Source organism: Methylosinus sp. LW3 (genome assembly GCF_000527115.1).
Lineage (GTDB): Bacteria > Pseudomonadota > Alphaproteobacteria > Rhizobiales > Beijerinckiaceae > Methylosinus.
In genome coordinates, this window is the sequence record NZ_AZUO01000001.1 from 114,499 (window position 1) to 132,814 (window position 18,316).

Below are 18,316 nucleotides of genomic sequence, written 5' to 3' on the forward strand. Positions count from 1 at the left end.
TCAATCCTCCGCGCGGGTTTCGACGCGGCGATTGGCCGGGTCGAGCGGATCGCGCGCCTTCGGCCGCGTGCGGCCATAGCCCTGCGCGTTGAGCCGCGCGCCGTCGATCCCCGCCGAAACCAGATAGTTGCGCACCGCTTCGGCGCGACGTTGCGACAGCCGCAGATTGGTCTCGTCGCGGCCGCGCGCATCCGTATGTCCGTCGACATGGAAATGTCGCACGGCGAGCGCCGGATCGCGCAGCGCCTTGGCGAATTCGTCGAGATTCTTGCGCGCTGGCGCCGTCAGCCGATCGGAGCCGAGCTCGAATGTCACCTCGAGGTCGAAGCTCTCGCTCCGCGTGGCTTTCTCTGCATCGCCGGGGCAATCCGCCGCTGCGCCGATGCACAGCGAGCGCGACGCTCCGAAGGACGGCTCCGCGGCGAAATGTCGAACGATATCCGATGCGGAATAGGCCGGCGCGTCATCGGCGCGGCTAAGAGTCGACGGCGCGCACGCCGCGGCCGCCGACAATGCGAGAGCGAGAAGAAGCTTGCGTCCCAATATGTCGTCCTCGGCGCAAAAATACTTCTCGACACTATTTTTGCCGTTACGTATCGTCAAGGGCTTACCCGTTTCGCTTTCCTGGACCGTTTCGAGCTTCGGATGCACCATGTCTGAGATATTGATTCAGGACGGCCGCATCGCAATCCTGTCCACTCCATTGGGGAAGGACAAGCTCGCGATCACGGCGCTCGACGCGACGGAAGGATTGAGCGAGCTGTTCGAGATTCGCATCGAGACGGTGAGTCCCGATGCGAATGTCGATTTCGATCAGCTGCTCGGCCGCGACTGCACAGTGGCTCTGACGCTGCTCGATCGTCCGAAACGTCATTTCAACGGAATCGTCGCGGAAGCGCAGGCGATCGGCGCCTTCGAGGATCTCTATGTCTATCGTTTCGTGCTGCGGCCGGCCTTATGGCTGCTGACGCGCACGACCAATTGCCGGATCTTTCATCACAAGTCCGCGCTCGCCATTGTCTCCGACGTGCTCGGCGAGCGCAACATAACGATCGAGAACGCGACCAAGGGCAACTATCCGAAGCTCGACTATTGCGTGCAATATCGCGAGACCGATTTCGATTTCGTCTCGCGGCTCATGGAGCAGCACGGAATCTATTATTACTTCAAGCATGAGCAAGGCGCGCACACGCTGGTTCTGTCCGACTCGCGCTCCTCGCATCAGGCGATAGAGGGCGGCGCCTCCATCATCTTCGCCAATGCGCTGGCCGGCCTCACGCAGCAGGAGCAGGCGCTGTTCTCCTGGTCGTCGGAGCGGCGCTTCCGCACCGGCAAGATAGAGCTGCGCGATTATGCGTTTCGCGAGCCCGGCTCCAATCTCAAGGCCACGACGCAGGGCTCCGAGCGCTACGCGCGCGCGACGACCTACGAATATTACGATTATCCCGGCAAATATCAGAATGCGAACGACGGGCGCCTCTATGCGGACGCAAGGCTCGGCGCCGAGCAGGCGATCGATTATCGCCGCTACGCATCCGGCCAGGCGGCCAATCTCTTTCCAGGCGGGCTCGCCACGCTCGAGCGCCATCCGACCGGCGCGGAGAACAAGCAATATCTCATCGTCCGCTGCTCGCATCATTTCGCCGATGAGGCGTTTCGCTCCGCAGGCGGGCTCGACGGGCGTCAGCCCTATCACGGCAATTACGAGCTTCAGCCGGTCGATCGCGTGTTTCGCGCGCCCTTGGTGACGCCACGGCCGCTCGTCCATGGGCCGCAGACGGCGAAGGTGGTCGCACGCGACAAGGACGCCGACAGCGAGGAGATCGACACCGATCCCGACGGCCATGGGATGATCAAGGTGCGCTTCCATTGGGACCGCGAGGACAAGCGCTCCTGCTGGATGCGCGTCGCGCAGCTATGGTCCGGCCCTGGCTGGGGAGCGCAATTCATTCCGCGCATCGGCATGGAGGTGGTCGTCGAGTTTCTGGAGGGCGATCCCGACAAGCCGATCGTCGTCGGCGCCGTCTACAATGGCGGCAATAAATTTCCTTATCGGCTGCCGGACAACAACACGCAGTCGGGATTGAGATCCGACTCCTCGAAGGGCCATGGCGGCTACAATGAATTCATGTTCGAGGACAAGGCGAGCTCGGAGAAGATCCGCATGCACGCCGAGAAGGATCACGAGGTGGTGATTCGCAATTCCGAGACGACCGAGATCGGCGAGGCGTTCTCCGGCGGCGGCGCCTCGCGCAAGACGACGCTGAAGCAGGGCGGCGACGAGCTGACGCTGGAGTCCGGCTCGCGCAAGACGACGATTCATGGCGGCAAGGATGCCACGACCGTCGATCAGAGCATAACGATCGAATCGCTCGGCGACACGATCACGCTGAAGACGGGCGCGAGCTCGATCAAGCTGACGCCAAGCAAGATCGAGATCAGCTCGACGGCGATCGCTTTGTCCGCCGCCAAGATCGATCTGAACTGAGGGGGAGAGGGTGAGCGCGCCGAGCAAGATACGCTTCGCCACCGTGCGCGACCTCTACGCCGCTTTTCCCACGGCGGAGGTCGACGTCGGAATCGAGAGCTGCGAGGAGCCTTCCGCAGGTTTCGTCTCCCGTCTCGCCAAGGAGGGCGATCGTCGCGCGGCCTTGTCCTATTGCGCCTATCTTCTGGCGCGGCGCGAGGCGGTGTGGTGGGCGGCGCGCTGCGTGCGGCAGACGGAGCCGGCGGACGCCGTGTCGCTGCGCTGCCTGCAGGCGGCGGAGGAATGGGTGAGCGAGCCGAGCGAGGCGCGGCGCCGGCGCGCGCTGGAGGAGGCCGCGCAGGCGCGAAAATCGCTGGCCGCGGCCTGGGTCGCGCAAGCGGCGGGATGGTCGGGCGGCAATGTCTCGCCCGATCCCGCCTTTTATCTGGAGCCGCCGCCGCAGGCCACGGCGCAGGCGGCGCGCGGAGCGGTGCTGATCGCGCTCGGCGCCATTGCGGGGGATCGCCGTGAGGCCGTCGAGACCGGATGGATAGAGGCGGCGCTGCGTTGCGCGCTCGGCGATCTTCAACGGTCGTGACGCTATGAGGCGCGGGCTCGCGGCCCGCTGAGGGAGCCATCGGGGAATGCGCCTGACATTGACGATCGAGAATTTCAGCCGAAGGCCGGACGGCGGCCCGCTGACCTATGTCGCGGAAGGCCGCCGCAGCATCGACATCGGCCGCAATCAGCATCTCGACTGGTGCCTGCCGGACGAAAACCATTTCATCTCGGGGCGCCATTGCGAGATCGCGCCGCGCGACGGCAGCTATTATCTCACCGATGTCTCGATGAACGGCACCTTCGTCAATCATCCGGACAATCGCGTGCAATCGCCCTATCGGCTACGCGATGGCGATCGTCTCTATATCGGCGAATATGTCGTGGTGGCGCATGTGGAGGGCGACGCGCCCGCCCTCGAGCCCGCCGCCGTCTCGTCGACGCAGCCGGTTCCGGCCTATGACGATTTCTGGAGCTCCTCGGAGCCGGCGCCGCCCCCCATCGATCCACGCTCGCTCGATCCGCGCCGGCTCGACCCCGGACCGCAGACCGATTGGATCGACCATGTCGCCGATGTGGCGACGCCGATAGCGCCGACCCCGCGCCGACCTTCCGCCGACCCCGCGCCCGCCTCCTTTTGGGGCGAGCCGCCACAGCCGGCCGCGGCCGCTCCACTCGCCGCGCCGAACGACATTTGGGGCGCGCCGTCGCCGGCCGCGTCGACTCCCGCGCCCGTTGTCGACTGGGGCTCGCCTCCGCCAGCTCCGGCGCCTTCCGTCGCGCCTCTCGCCGCCCCTGCGCCTCTCGCTGCACCTGGGCCGATCGCTTCTGCGCCGATCGCCGCCGCGCCCGTTCCGCCGCCGACCCCTGCCGCCGCTGCGCCGGGGACCGAGGGCGCCTATGCCGAATTTCTGACGAGCTTTGCGCGCGCGCTGAACCTGCCGGAGCAGACCTTCGCCGGCGCGACGCCGGCGCAGCTCGGCGAGCAGCTCGGAGCGCTGACGCGGCTCATCGCCGAGGAGACGCGGCAATTGCTGCGCGCCCGCGCCGAGGCCAAGCGGCTGACGCGCAGCGCCAGCCATACGATCATCGAGGCGCAGGGCAACAACCCGCTGAAATTCGCGCCGACGACGGAAGAGGCGCTGCGCATTGTGCTAGGTCCGCCGCGGCCGGGCTATCTCTCCGCCGGCCCCGCCTTCGCCCAGGCCTTCGTCGATGTGAAGGCGCATGAGCTGCGCACCTACGCCGCCATGCAGGAGGCGATGCGCATGCTGAGCGACAGCCTCGATCCCGCGAGCCTCGAGAGAGCGCAGGGCAAGGACAGCGGCATCGCCTCGCTGGTCGGCTCGCGCAAGGCGCGGCTGTGGGACCGCTATGTCGAGCGCTGGACGGCGATGAGCCCGCGCTCGGGCGACAAGCTCGCCGACGCCTTCATGCGCAATTTCGCCGACTGCTACGACCGGGCCGACGCCCGGAAATAAAAATACACAGGGGGAGCAAATGTCTTGGCGCAGCAAGGTCGTGTGGAGCGAAGGATTGTTCCTGCGCCCGCACCACTTCCAGCAGGGCGACCGCTATCTGGAATGGGCGACGACGGCCCGCACGCGCAATCTCGCGCCCTTCTCCTGGGGCTTCTCGCGCCTCGACATCGACCATGGTCTCGCGCAGCGCGGCAAGTTCGGGCTGGAGGCCGCATGGGGCGTGATGCAGGACGGCACGCCCTTTCAGCTAGAGGGCAAGGAAGAGCTGCCGGAGCCTCTGCCGATCGACGACAAGATCGCCAATCGCATCGTCTGGCTCGCCTTCCCGGAAGCCTCGCCCAACACGCGCGAGGTGGCGCGGCGCGACAGCGTTTCCGCGAGCCGCTATTTCCATGCCTCCGAGACCTTCATCGACTCCACATCCGAGCTGCGCGTGGAGGAGGAGATAGAGGTCGCGCATCCGCGCATGGAGCTGCATCTCGAGAGCGAGCGCAAGCGCGGCTACAATAATCTACCCATCGCGCGCATCGTGAAGATCGAGAACGGAGCCGTGCTGCTCGATCCCGAATTCGCGCCGACCGTGCTGATCTGCCGCGCGCATGACGTCGTCGTCGGCTGGCTCAATCGCGTCATCGGCTGGATCGAGAACAAGCTCGAATCCATCGCGCGCTACGCCGCCGATCCCACCGCCGGCGGCGGCCTGCAGAATCGCGACTATCTGCTGCTGCAGACGCTCAATCGCGCTATACCGGCGCTCCAGCATTTCGAGCATACGGCCAATCATCTGCATCCAGAGCGGCTCTATGTGTTCCTCGTCTCGCTCGCCGGCGAGCTCGCCACTTTCTGCGCCGCCGATCGCCGCGCGCCGAGCTATCGCGCCTATGACCACGACAGTCTGAAGAACACATTCGAGCCGGTGCTGCGCGATCTGCAGGACTTCCTCAGCAAGGACGCCGATCATCGCGCCATTCGCCTCGAGCTGCAGCAGCTCGCGCCCAACGCGTTCAAATCGCCGATCAAGGATCGCTCGCTGTTCCAGAACGCCTCCTTCTATCTGGAAGTGTCGTCGCGGCGTCCGCTCAGCGAGATACAGATGCAATTTCCCAATCTGCTGAAGATCGGTCCCGATACGCGCATGAACGAGATCGTGCATTACAATCTCCCCGGCGTGCCGATCGTGCATCGGCCGTCGCCGCCGCCGCAGATCCGCCTGCTCGGCGATCATGTGTATTTCTACATCGACAAGAAGAGCCCGCTGTGGCCCGATTTCAGCGTCGCCGCCGCGATCGGCCTGCATTTCTCGGGCGATTGGCCGGATCTCGAGCTCGAGCTCTGGGCCATTCGGGAGGATAAGAGATGAGCGACAAGGACAATCCTTTCGGCTCCTCCGGCGGCGACCGCACGGTCTTTCAGCCCAATCCCGGCGGGCGTCGCCCGCCGCCGCGCCCCGCCGCGCCGCCCCCGCCCGCTCCGCCGACGCCCGGCTACACGCCGCAGACGGCGCCCGCCTATGCTCCGCAACAAGATTTCGGCGCGCCGCGCCCGGCCGAGCACCCTTACGGCCAATTCGCGCCCTCGCCCTTCGAGACCGCGAGCGCGCCACGCGCGCCGGCGCCCGACGCCTGGGTGACGGGCCGCGGGCAGCAGCAGCAGGCGGCCGCGCCCTTGCAGCGCGCCGAGGATTTGGATTTCGACGCGCTCGTCGCGCAGCATCCCAATCCCATATTGCGCGCCGCCGGCCCGCTGCTGCATCTGCTCGGGCGGCTGCGCGTCGCCGCGCTCAGCGCCGATCTCGAGAGCCTGCTCGAGCAGGTCGCCGCAGCCGTCGCCTTTTTCGACAAGGATATCCGCAGCGCCGGCGTCACGCCGGAGCAGGCGAACGTCGCCAAATATCTCATTTGCGCGACGGCAGACGACATCGTGCAGAACATACCGACCGACGACCGCCATTTGTGGACGCGCTACAGCATGACCTCGCGCTTCTTCGGCGAGCGTCTCGGCGGCGTGAATTTCTTCAAGCAGCTCGAATGGCTGCAGCGCGATCCGAGCGCCAATTTCGACGTGCTGGAATTGCAGCATGTCTGCCTCGCGCTCGGCTTTCAGGGCCAATATCGCGCCGCCGAGGGCGGACCCAATCAGCTGCAATACATCCAGCGCAATCTCTATGAGCTGCTGCGCCGCGTGCGGCCGAAGCAAGTGCTCGATCTCTCGCCGCGCTGGAAGGGCCAGGCGCTGCCGCTCGGCCGCAAAGGCTTCGTCTTGCCCGTATGGGCGAGCGCGGCGGTGGCGACGCTCTTGCTCTTCGGCGTCTTCATTGGCCTCCGCGCAAAGCTCGGCGGAATCGGCGAATCGGTCGCCGCGGAAATCGAGACGCTGCATCCTTCCACCAAGATCGCCTTGCAAGAGCGGCTGAATCTGCCGCGCGTGGAGCCGCCGCCGAAACCGTCCGTGCAATGCAAGCGCATCGGCGAGCAAGTGGGCGACGGCGTGAGCGTCACCTGCAATGGCAAATGGGTGCAGATCAAGGTCGGCGACGCGGTTCTGTTCCAATCCGGCAAGGCGGCGGTGCTGCCGCAATTCTCGCCCATCGCCGAGCGCATCGCGCGCGCGATCGAAGGCGAGACAGGGCCGATCAAAGTGATCGGCCACACCGACAATCAGCCCTTGAGCCCGCTCAATCCGTTCCGCGACAATCAGCGTCTGTCGGAGGAGCGCGCGCGCGCCGTCGCGGCGCTGCTGAAGCCTCTGCTCAAAGATCCTTCGCGCGTCTCGGAGGCCGGCCGCGGCCCGTCCGAGCCGATCGCAGACAACGCCAATGAAGCCGGACGGCGCCTCAATCGGCGCGTCGAAGTGCTCATCAGCCGCATAGACTGAGGAAACTCCCAATGTCCGAGAAGCCCGGCGTCAAGGGCGACATCGTCCGCATCATTCTGCTCGGCCTCGGCCTCGCGTCGATCTCGAGCATCATCTATCTCGCCGGGCCTTTCATCGCCTTCGGGAGCTGGCGCCCGCTCGAGAATGAGATCGTGCGCGACATCGTCATCGTGCTGATCGTCGCCATTGCGGCCTCGGTCGCGGGCTTCTCCTTCTGGCGTCGGCGCAAGAACGCCGCATCGCTGGCCGATGGCGTCGCCGAGGCCGAGGCGGAAGACGATTCCATCGTGCTCGACGAGCGCATGAAGGACGCGCTCGCGACATTGAAGAAATCCGCGAAGGGCGGCGCCACCTATCTCTACGATCTGCCCTGGTATGTCATCATCGGCCCGCCCGGCGCCGGCAAGACGACCGCGCTGGTCAATTCGGGCCTGCGTTTTCCGCTCGCGGGAGGCGCGACGCCGGAGGCGATCGCCGGCGCCGGCGGCACGCGCTATTGCGATTGGTGGTTCGCGGAGGACGCCGTCTTCATCGACACCGCCGGCCGCTACACGACGCAGGATTCCGACGCCGCGCTCGACAAGCGCAGCTGGTTCTCCTTTCTCGATCTCATGAAAAAGCATCGCCCACGCCAGCCCATCAATGGCGTGCTGGTGGCGATCAGCGTTCAAGATCTGCTGCTCTGCTCGCGCGAGGAGCGCGCCGCCCATGCGCGCGCCATTCGCGCCCGCCTGCTAGAGCTGCACGAACGATTGAAGGTGGATTTTCCCGTCTACGCCGTCTTCACCAAAGCCGATCTCGTCGCCGGCTTCACCGAATTCTTCGCCAATCTCGACAATGACAAATTGCAGAGCGTCTTCGGCGCGACCTTCCAGACGGCGGACAAGAAGCTCAATCTCGTCGCCGATATTCCGCGCGAGTTCGATGCGCTGATCGAGCGTCTGAATCAGAACATGCTCGACCGTTTGCAGGAGGAGCCCAATCCCGCCAATCGCGTGGCGCTCTACGGCTTCCCCGCGCAAATGGCGGCGCTCAAGCGTCCCGTGCATGATTTCCTCAACGCCATATTCGAGCCGACGCGCTATCACTCCAACGCCAATCTGCGCGGCTTCTATTTCACCTCCGGCACGCAGGAGGGCACACCGATCGATCAGCTCATCAATGCGCTGGTCAAGAATTTCGGCGCGCATGATGTCGGCGGCATCGGCTTCCGCGGCTTCGGCAAGAGCTTCTTTCTCTATGATCTCGTCGAGAAGGTCATTATCGGCGAGGCCGCCTGGGTGTCGACCGATCCGCGCGCGGTGCGGCGCGGCTTCGTCCTGAAGACGGCCGCCTTCGCGCTCATCGCGCTCATCAGCACGGGCGCGGGCTTCGCGATGTGGAAGAGTTACGCCGCCAATGCCGAATTGACGGCGACCGCGCAGACTTTGGCGCGCGAATATGCGGCGGACGCCGCCTATCCGTTGACGCGGCAAATGGTCGTCGAGGATCGCGACTATGGCAAGATTCTCGGCCTGTTGCAGAAGCTGCGCGACGCGCCGACCGGCTACGCCCATCGGGGCGATCCCGAATCCTTCTTCGAAGGATTGGGCTTCGGCCAGCGGCCGCGTCTCGTCGAGGCTTCCGTCGCTTCCTATCGCCTCGCGCTCGAGCGTCTGTTGCGGCCGCGTCTCTTGTTCCGCCTCGAGGAGTTGCTCGAGGAGCATCGCGACGATCCGGGCTTCATCTATGAGGCGCTGAAGGTCTATCTGATGCTCGGCCATGCGCGCACGCCCGTCGATCGCGAGGCGATCCTCGCATGGGAGCGGCGCGACTGGCGCGACAATCTCTTCCGCGGTCCGCTCGCCGACAACGCCAAGGCGCTGGAGCAGCATCTCGACGCCATGCTCGAGCTCGACAATGGTGAGCTGCTCGTCCATCCCAATCAGACGCTCATCGACGAGAGCCAGAAGACTCTCGCGCGCTTGAAGCTCTCCGAGCGCGCCTATCAGCTGCTGAAGTCCGAAGCGCGCACGCTCGACATCGCCGATTGGACCGCGCCGGGCGCCGGCGGTCTTCTGTTCGATCAATTGTTCGAGGAGACGAGCGGCAAGGATCTCGACTCGATCCGCGTGCCGGGCTTCTACACTTACGAGGGTTTCCGGCGCGCCTTTCTGCGCGGGCTGCCGGGCATCTCGGACCGCGTGCGCAAGGAGCGCTGGGTGCTCGGGCGCCCGGGGGAGGAGGAGACGCTCGGCGACGAATATCGTTCGCTCGGCAATGATCTGCTCGCGCTCTACGGCCGCGATTTCGACGCCGGCTGGCGCAGCGCGCTCTCCCGGCTGAAGATGAAGCGCCTCAACGCCGACAAGCCGCAATATCGCGCGCTCGGCGCCGCGACCGCCTCCAACTCGCCATTGAAGGCGCTGTTCGAATCTGTCGTCGAGGAGACGTCTCTCACCAAGGAGCGCAAGCTGCGCAAGGAAGCGCCGGCCAAGGAAGGCGCCGCCGCGCCGCAGATCGCTTTGAGCGACCTCTTCCCTGGTCGCGGCGACCGTCCGCCGGGCGAGGAGATCGAGAAGCGCTTCGTCCCCTTCCAGATTTGGCTGGATGGCTCGGGACCGCGCAAGCCGATCGACGAATTGCTCGCCGAGCTGAACGACATAAAGGACAATCTCGTCGTCGGCGCGACTCTGCCGGAGAATTCGCCGCAGGCGAATGCGGCGCTCGCCATGCAGCTGAAGAAATTCCGCGGCACGGCGGATCGGCTGCCCGAACCCTTCCGCCCCATGCTCACCGGCGCGGCCTCCGATTTCGATCGCGCCGTGCTCGATTCGGAGCTGATCCGGCTGACCGGCGCCTTTCGCGAGCAGGTCGCGACCTCCTGCCAGCAGCTGACGCCGGGGCGCTATCCTTTCGTCAAGGGCGCGGCCAGCGAGATCGGCCTCGCCGAATTCGGCCGGCTGTTCGGGCCGAGTGGCATACTCGACAGCTTCTTCAAGCAGTCGCTCGCCAAATATGTCGACACGGCGAAGACGCCCTGGAGTTTCCGGCCGGAATATCCGCTGACCGCACGGCTCTCGGCGGCGAGCCTGCGCGAGTTTCAGCGCGCCGCGCAGATCCGCGACGCCTTCTTCCCGTCGGGCGGCAACATGCCCAATCTCGCGCTCACCGTCTTTCCGCCGCCGCTGAGCGGCGCGGGCCGCACGGCGAAATTCGAGGTGAACGGCCAAGAGGCGACCTCCGTCGCCGGAACCTCGGTGACGCCGCGCGCGATCCAATGGCCCGGCGCCGGCGGCGGCCGCGCGGCCGTGAGCCTCGCCACCGAGCTCGCGCCGAGCCAGACCGCCGCGGCGGACGGCTCGGCGCCGGCGGCGGCGCCCATCGTGCTCGAGCGCTTCGGCGGCTGGGCGCTGTTCCGCCTGCTCGACGCCGCCGGCCGCTCCTATGCCGGCGAGCGGCTCAACGCGACCTTCTCGCTCGGCAAGCAGACGCTGAGCTTCGGCTTTCAGGCGGGCTCCACATTGAAGCCGCTCACTCTGCCGGCGCTCGCCGAATTCCATTGCCCGACGCAATTGTGAGGGACGTGGAATGCGGCGCGGATTGTTCGGCAAGCTGCAGGCGAAGCGGGATTTCGTGTCCCAGGGCGCGGCGCGCGGCTTTCTCTCGGCCTTCGAGCCGTGGATTCAAAGCGGCGTCGCCTCCAGCCGCGCGCAGCTCGGCGGCGATTGGCAGGCGGCCTATCTCACCGCGCCCATCTGGCGCTTCTGGCTCGGCCCGCAGCTCTGCGGCGGCGTGACGACGCTCGGCGCCTTCATGCCGTCGGTGGATGGCGTCGGTCGCTATTTCCCGCTCAGCGTCGCGTTTTTCGCCGAGGCGGGCGAGGCGCTGCCGCCGCCCGAGGCCGATCCGCAGGACCTCTGGTTCGCGACGCTCGAGGATTTCCTGCTCTCGACATTGGAGCAGGGCGTCGCCTTCGAATCGGTGCTGGAATCGCTGGAGACTCTGCCCGCGCCGGCGCTGGAGCAGCCGCAGGCGCGTCTCGTCACGCCGAGGGCGGCCGCGGCTCGCGTCGGCGAGGCGGGCTTCGGCGAAGCCTGCCGCTCCGCCCGCGAGGCGCTCGCCCGCGCCCGCACCGTCGCCGATCAGAGCTTCTGGTGGACGCAAGGCGGCGAGGGTTTCGAGCCTTACGCGCTGGCTTCGACCGGCATGCCCGATCCGGCGATCTTCTCCGCCATGATCACCGGCCGCTTCACGCCCGCGGCGAGCGAGCAATGAGCGGCATGGCCGATCTTCGCCCGATGCGCGCCTTCGCGCTCTCCGACAAGGGCCGGGTGCGCGCGGAGAATGAGGATAATTTCCTGTCCAAGCCGCATATGGGCCTTTTCGCCGTGGCGGACGGCATGGGCGGCCACGCCGCTGGCGCGACGGCGAGCGCTGTGGTCGTCGACAGTCTGAGCCGCGTCGCGCCACAGGGCGCGGCGGCGGAGCTGCGCCGGCAATGCGAGGCGGCATTGCAAGGCGCGCATCGCGATATCCAGCGCCAGGCGGCGTTGCGCGGGGTCGGCACGATGGGCTCCACCGTCGTCATGCTGCTGACTTTCGACCGCTATTACGCGTGTCTGTGGGCCGGCGACAGCCGCGCCTATCTTCTGCGCGGCGGCGATATCGTTCAGATCACCATCGACCACACAGAGGCCGAGCAGCTGCTCGCCGATGGCGTGCTCACGCCCGAGGAGGCGCGCAACTGGCCGCGCCGCAATGTCATCACCCGCGCGGTCGGCGCCGGCGAGACGCTGGCGCTCGATTTCGTCAATGGCGAGCTGTTCGAGGGCGATATGTTCGTGCTCTGCTCGGACGGGCTCACCGGCCATGTGACGGCGGCGGAGATCGCCGGCCTCGCCAGCGGCCGCGCGCCGGAGGAGGCCTGCCGCGCGCTGATCGATCTGGCGCTGGCGCGTGGCGGGACCGACAATGTCACCGTGCTCGTCGCCGCCTATCGGCAGCAGGAGGAGGAGCCGACCCGCTTGCGTCCGGGACGGGAGGAGTCCAGAGAAACGACGAGGCCGCGTTGAAGACATTCACGCGGACCACCTATCATTCATGCTCATGCGAGAGCCGGAATTTCAGAGCGATCACATGTCTTACTCGCCGGATGTCCAATCGATCCACGGCGCCCTGCCGCCGGGCGCGCGGCTCAACGCCAATTACGAGATCGACGCCTTTCTGAAGGCGGGCGGCATGGGCGATGTCTATCGCGGCCATGAGATAGAGACCGGCGACACGGTCGCCATAAAGCTCATTCGCGATCAGCTCGCCGGCGACGAGGCCGTGCTGGCCATGTTCCGCAATGAGGCGCTGGCGCTGCGCCGCATCCATCACGAAGCGATCGTGCGCTATTTCGGCTTCACGCTGGAGCCGCAGCTCCGTCGGCATTATCTCGCCATGGAGTTCGTCGAGGGCCAGCCGCTCTCCGATATTCTCGACCGCGGTCCGCTGCCGGCGGCGCAGGTTCTCGCGCTGATGCGCCGCATCGCCGCCGGCCTGCAGGCCGCGCATGAGCAAAATCTCGTCCATCGCGACGTTTCGCCGGATAATATCATCGTGCCGGAGACAGGCATCGCCCGCTCGCGCATCATCGATTTCGGCATCGCCCGTTCGCTGCGGGTCGGCGACAGCACGGTGATCGGCTCTGGATTCGCCGGCAAATACAAATATGTCTCGCCGGAGCAGCTCGGCCTCTTCGGCGGCGATGTGCGCGCGGCCTCCGATATCTACAGTCTCGGCCTGGTGCTCGCGGCCTGCCTCATCGGCAAGCCTTTGCCGATGGACGGCACGCAGGTGGAGGTGATCGAGCGCCGCCGCGTCCTTCCCGATCTCTCCGCCATCGATCCGATGATGCGGCCGATCATCGCCGCAATGCTGCAACCGGACCCCGAGGCGCGGCCACGCAGCATGGCCGAGCTCGCCGCCTGGGCGCCCGACGCCGACGAGCGCGGCTCCACCGTCTTCGCGCCGCGTGGGCCGCGCGCGCAATCTTCCACGCTCGCCCCGGTTCCGCTGCCGATTCCGGTACCGATCGGCTCCGTTCCTCTCGCGCCGCCGAAACCCGTCTCGCCGACGAAGGCGGAAAAGCCTCGGCGCCTCGGCGTTCTCTTGGGCTCTCTCCTCGGCGTCGTCGCGCTCGCCACCGCGGGCTTCGGCGGCTGGCGCTATCTTCATCACGATGAGCCTGCGACGACGACCGAAGTCCAGACCACCACGACGACAGACGTCTCCGCTTCCAACGCCGAACCGCCGCAAGAGCTCGTCGAGACTCGGCCCGATCCTTTCGTGCGGCTGCGCGAATATGCGCGTGATTTCGACGGCGGCGATTGCTTCCTCGCGGTCGTCGGCGACATCGCCGCCGGCGAGGTGCAGATCGACGGCTATGGCCGCGGCCGCGAGCCCTTCGACGCGCTCGATAAATCCTTCAAGGACGCGATGGGCGTTCCGGCCGCGATCGGCGTGCGCAAAGTGACGGCGCCGCAATGTCCGGCGCTCGGCTTCGCCAAGAAATTTCTCGCCACGCGCGAGCCTCTGCGCTTCGACGTCGCGCGCACGCAATTGCAGCGCAGCGGCGACAAGCTCGAGGGCGCGATCGAGACGCGCGCCGAACATGTGCGTTTTCTCATAGTCGACGACGACGGACTGGTGAATGATCTCAGCGCTCGGCTCGGACAGGAGCCCGGACGGCGCGACTTCGCGATGGAGCTGCGCGCCACGAGGCCCGGCCCGGTGCTGCTGGTGGCGATCGCCGGCGCGACGCCCATTTCCCTGGCCGGCGCCGCCCGCGCGGCGACCGCTAGGGAAGTGTTCGCGAAGCTCGCCGAGGAGCTCGCCAATGCGTCGCCGCCTCCGGCGGTGGCGCTGAAATATGTGCTGCTGGTCTCGGGGCGCTGAACGCCGCCGGGGCCGGCGAAGAATAGCCCCGAGATTTTTCGACCTCGGAGTTTGGAATTCGCATTTTCCGGCGCTGCGCCGGGCGGAGGTTGCTCATGGCGCGATCAGTGACAGGATTTCCGATCGATCGCGCGGCGCTGGCCGCCTTCCTTCTCCCCGCATGCGGGGAGAAGGTGAGGATGAGGGGCCGGGGCGTTTTCCGCTGCGCCTCACGCCCTGAGCCCCTCACCCCATCCCTCTCCCCGCTCGCGGGGAGAGGGGGACATGCGCCGGCCGATCAATCGTGCGACGACCATTCCTCGAAGAGGCGTTTCCACCTCCCCCTCGCCCCCGCGACGTCATGGCCGGGCTTGTCCCGGCCATCCACGCCAGGACGCCGAGGCGTCTTGAAAGCTTGGCGTGACGCCGAAGCTCCGGTGGGGCGTCCGTGGGATGAATCCGTTGATAGCGGGCGTTTTCCCACGATTTCTCAGCTGCTTGGCGTGGATGGCCGGGACAAGCCCGGCCATGACGGCTGCAGCGTTTCGCGATGTGCGAATCCGATAGCCCTCGAGGGGGGAGGTCGAGCGCCGAAGGCGCTCGGGAGGGGGTGCTTCCCCAGTCTCGGGGTCTCACCCCACCCCGGACCGCTTCGCGGTCCGACCCTCCCCCTTAAGGGGAGGGTGAGCTCGCCCCTTCTGGCATTGGCGACGCTCGCTCTGCTGCACGGAAGCGCGCTCGCGGAGGATGCGCTCATCCGCAGCTTCCGCCAGGGCGGCGACGCCGCTTCCGTCGGCGTGGTGGAGGCCGGCGCCGACACCGAGATCGAAGGTCCGCAGGCAATCTATTCCGGCGCGGAAGGCGAGATCTATCTGCTCGATCAGGTCAATGGCCGCGTTTTGCGCTTCGATCCGCATAAGCCCGCCGAGGCGACGCGCTCGCTCGAATTGCCGAACGATCTGCGGCCGACCGACATCGTCGTCGCCAAGGATACGATCTATGTGTGGGACGAAGGCCCGCGCGCCTTGCAGGCGACCGGGCCGGAGGATGCGCAGACGCGCAACCTCGCGGTGACGCGCTCGGTCGCCGCGCCGGATGAGGCGACGCTCTCCGCCTTCGCGCAGACCGGCTCGCAGGAGATCGGCGACGAAGCCGCGACACGCAGCCTCGGCGACGGCAAGCCCATGCGCTCGCGGCAGACCATCGCCTCACATGGGCGCGGGCAGGTGGTGGCCGATGTGAACGCCCTCGACAAAAAGGGCGTCTCCATCTCCTTGCAGATCAAGGATGGGGCGGCGCTCGCCAAGCTCAAAATGCAGGTGCGCAGCCGCATCGGCTCGGTGGAGCTGCTGGATGTCGATCAGCGCGGCCGCATTTTCGTGCTGGGCGAGAATATTCCGACAGACGCGACCGACCAACCCTCGACCTTCGTCGCCCGCTACGCCTCCAACGGCGCGCTCGAGGGCGTTTATGAGCTGCCGCTGGACAAGCAGGTCGCCCTGTCGCGGCGCTTCGTCACCGTCTCGGCGGAGGGCGACGTCTATTTCCTGCGGACGCGCAAAGGCGCGGTCGATCTGCTCGGCGTCGGCTTCCGCCCGATGAAGAATGGGCAGGTCATCGATCTCGCGCCGCCGGCGCCCGCGATTCCCTCTTACGCGCTGACCGATTTCGGCAAGCGCAAGGGCGCGACGGCGGCGATGCGTCCGCTCGACCGCGCGCAGGTCGTGCAGACCGCGCTGCAATTCGCCAATGTGCGCTGGCGCGTCAACGCGGGCTCTTATGGCGCAGACCCGGACCGCTCTTGCAGCGGCTTCGCGCGCATCCGCCGGCCGGGCTATCTGCATGGCAAGCTGGGACAGGAGGTCGTCGGCATTCCCTATTGCTGGGGCTGCCATGGCGCGCTGCCGCGCATAGCGGCGGCGATCGGCGCCGGCCGTCTCGCCGGCAATGTCTGCACCCGCAACGATCCGCGGCCGGATGTCGCCGGCGTCGATTGCTCGGCTTTCGTCAGCGCCTGCTGGGGGCTCTCGACGCATTTCACCACAATGGCCATTCCGGCCATTTCGCGCGAATTGAGCAATCCTTGGGACCTGCTGCCGGGCGATGCGCTCAACAAGCCGGGCTCGCATGTGATGCTGTTCATGCGCTTCACGCCGGACCGCCGCGCCGAGGTGATCGAATCCTCGACCGGCGGCTGCAATGGCAAAGTGTGCCGCAACATCTATCCGCTCGCTTCCTTGCTGGCGCGCGGATATCGGCCGGTGCGCTTTCGCGGCCTCGCCAATGATATGAGCGCGCCGTCGCCGGTCGCCGCCGTCGCCACGGCGACGCCCATGGGCAAGACAAAACCCGAGACGCTGGATCAGAACGGCGCCGAGAAGCCCGCCAAGGGCGCGGTCAAGACGCGGACGCGGTGAGAGCGGCATGATCCTGCGCCTGCGCACCGGCTCGGAGACGCTGATCCTCGGCCCGCGCTCCGCTTTCGCGGGCCTCGCCGGCCGCGACCGCCGCGCGCTGGTCAGCGAATATGAGGTGCGTCGCCGGCTGCGCCTCGCGCTCGCCGATCCCGAGGGCGCCGATGCGCTGCGCCGCGCCTTCGCGCTTTGGCGGGAGGAGGGCGCGCGCATTCGCGAGGCCGACGATCACGCTTTGATCGATCGCGTCGCGCGCATGAGCCGCAATGGCGCGCTGGCGGCTTTCGTCGTCCAGGATCGCGCCAAGGGCCTCGGCGTCTCCACGGCCGCCGCCGGGCCGGGCAGCGCGAGTCCCGCCGGCGCGAATGTCACGGGCGCGAATGTCACGGGAATGAATTTGCAGGAACGCTTGGCGGCGACGCTCCGCCTCGTTCCGAACCATTTGAGCGGAACGACGAAGCAGGCCTTCGCAGAGCTCATCGAACCCAAAGCGCTGGCGACCACGGTCGAGGTGCTGGCGCTCTGGGCGATCTCCCATGCTTTCGGCGCGGGCGAGGCGATCGACGCGGTGCTGCTCGCCGCCGGCCTCTATTTCGGCGGCGCGCAGGTCTGGGGTGGGCTGCATGCGCTGTTCCATGCGCTCGATCTGATCCGCATGGCGCAGAGCGTGACGCAGCTCGACGAGGCTGCGGCGATTTTCGCGGAAGGTGTGACGAAGCTCGGAATCGCCGTTCTGATCGCCGCGCTGACCCATGGCGCCACGAAAAAAGCCGCGCGCTGGACCGAGAAAAAGCCGAGCCTGCGCAACACGCCGCAGGAGAGGGCGCCGAAGGCGGAGAGGTTCGAGGAGCGGCCGGCGCGAACGGAACACCCGCCGTCACGGCCAAAGCAATCGGAAACGCCAAAGCCGACAGCGAAAGTCGCGGCGGCCCGGCTGCGTCAGCAGAAGCTTCTCGATGAAAACGTCGGATACAATGTGAGTCCGATCGGCTGGGACAGATATCCGACCATCGGCCGCAATGGGACGTATCTGACCGATCGAGAAGCGATTTCGAGCGTCATCGGAGAGGCGAAGGGATCGGTGGCGACCATTTCGAAGGAACGCGCCGCTGCTCTGGAGCAGGCAATGGGGCTCGAGCCGGGCTCGCTGGCGAAAGGATTCAAAATCCGTAGAGTGGAAGACGTCGCGAATCTCGCGCCCCGCAGCCCGTTGGAAGGCAATTCGCTCTTCCTCGGTCCCGGCCGGCATTTGCCCGGCGGCGGACCGGAAATCGTCGTCGACTCGATCCCAACGACGGACTCGGCCACAGTCAAGACTCTAACAACGGTTCTCGTCCAATGACAGCCACGACGCCACCTCATGTCACGCGCGCCGACGGAGACGACGTCGTGATCGCATCGCCGACGGACGACTTCAAAAACGCCCTCGCTCAAGCTGGATATTCGGTAACGATCGAGAGCGGAAATCTCGTGGTGGCCACGGCCGACGACGATGCGAAAGCCGCCCTTTTCGCCGAGATTCGAAAGGCCGGCGGCGCCTTTGCCGTCGGACGGGAATGGTCCCCCGCGGAAATATTCGAGTTGCTGCGAGACAAGGGCCTCCTTTCCGGCGCTTTCACCGA

Annotated in this window: 12 protein-coding genes; 11 read left to right on the plus strand and 1 reads right to left on the minus strand. The window is 66.7% G+C overall.

What is annotated here, in order from left to right; all coding sequences use genetic code 11:
- Complete coding sequence (locus METLW3_RS0100575) at positions 1-603, minus strand: OmpA family protein (protein WP_198022726.1); 603 nt, start codon at positions 601-603, stop codon at positions 1-3.
- A gap of 49 nt (positions 604-652) precedes the next feature.
- Between METLW3_RS0100575 and tssI the strand changes: the two genes are divergently transcribed.
- The 11 genes from tssI (at position 653) to METLW3_RS28680 (ending at position 18,036) form a co-directional block, all read left to right on the plus strand.
- A complete protein-coding gene (gene tssI, locus METLW3_RS0100580) occupies positions 653-2,488 on the plus strand; it encodes a type VI secretion system tip protein TssI/VgrG (protein WP_024878085.1) in 1,836 nt (611 codons plus the stop codon).
- Positions 2,489-2,498: 10 nt separating this feature from the next.
- Positions 2,499-3,065 (plus strand): hypothetical protein, encoded by a 567-nt coding sequence (locus METLW3_RS24945; protein ID WP_024878086.1) that lies wholly within the window; start codon positions 2,499-2,501, stop codon positions 3,063-3,065.
- 46 nt (positions 3,066-3,111) lie between these two features.
- Complete coding sequence (tagH, locus tag METLW3_RS0100590; RefSeq protein WP_024878087.1) at positions 3,112-4,506, plus strand: type VI secretion system-associated FHA domain protein TagH; 1,395 nt, start codon at positions 3,112-3,114, stop codon at positions 4,504-4,506.
- Positions 4,507-4,525: 19 nt separating this feature from the next.
- The gene (gene tssK / locus METLW3_RS0100595; protein ID WP_024878088.1) at positions 4,526-5,866 is read left to right on the plus strand and encodes a type VI secretion system baseplate subunit TssK; all 1,341 of its coding nucleotides are present in this window, start codon (positions 4,526-4,528) and stop codon (positions 5,864-5,866) included.
- On the plus strand, positions 5,863-7,380 hold the full coding sequence (gene icmH, locus METLW3_RS0100600; RefSeq protein ID WP_024878089.1) for a type IVB secretion system protein IcmH/DotU: 1,518 nt from the start codon (positions 5,863-5,865) through the stop codon (positions 7,378-7,380). The genes tssK and icmH overlap by 4 nt, the downstream gene beginning before the upstream one ends.
- 11 nt (positions 7,381-7,391) lie before the next feature.
- Entirely contained in the window at positions 7,392-10,940 is a 3,549-nt protein-coding gene (tssM, locus tag METLW3_RS0100605) for a type VI secretion system membrane subunit TssM (protein ID WP_024878090.1), read from the plus strand.
- A gap of 10 nt (positions 10,941-10,950) precedes the next feature.
- On the plus strand, positions 10,951-11,637 hold the full coding sequence (tagF, locus tag METLW3_RS0100610; protein ID WP_024878091.1) for a type VI secretion system-associated protein TagF: 687 nt from the start codon (positions 10,951-10,953) through the stop codon (positions 11,635-11,637).
- Positions 11,634-12,434 carry a protein phosphatase 2C domain-containing protein gene (locus METLW3_RS0100615; RefSeq protein WP_024878092.1) on the plus strand — a complete coding sequence of 267 codons (801 nt, stop codon included), beginning with the start codon at positions 11,634-11,636 and terminating at the stop codon, positions 12,432-12,434. Before tagF ends, METLW3_RS0100615 begins: the two co-directional genes overlap by 4 nt.
- A gap of 64 nt (positions 12,435-12,498) precedes the next feature.
- On the plus strand, positions 12,499-14,301 hold the full coding sequence (locus METLW3_RS0100620; RefSeq protein WP_024878093.1) for a serine/threonine-protein kinase: 1,803 nt from the start codon (positions 12,499-12,501) through the stop codon (positions 14,299-14,301).
- Between the two features lie 662 nt (positions 14,302-14,963).
- Positions 14,964-16,697, plus strand: coding sequence for a hypothetical protein (locus tag METLW3_RS0100625; RefSeq protein ID WP_245267193.1), 1,734 nt, complete (start codon positions 14,964-14,966; stop codon positions 16,695-16,697).
- A gap of 7 nt (positions 16,698-16,704) precedes the next feature.
- Positions 16,705-18,036: a hypothetical protein gene (locus METLW3_RS28680; RefSeq protein WP_024878095.1), complete on the plus strand. Its 1,332-nt coding sequence runs from the start codon at positions 16,705-16,707 to the stop codon at positions 18,034-18,036.
- Positions 18,037-18,316: the final 280 nt, after the last annotated feature.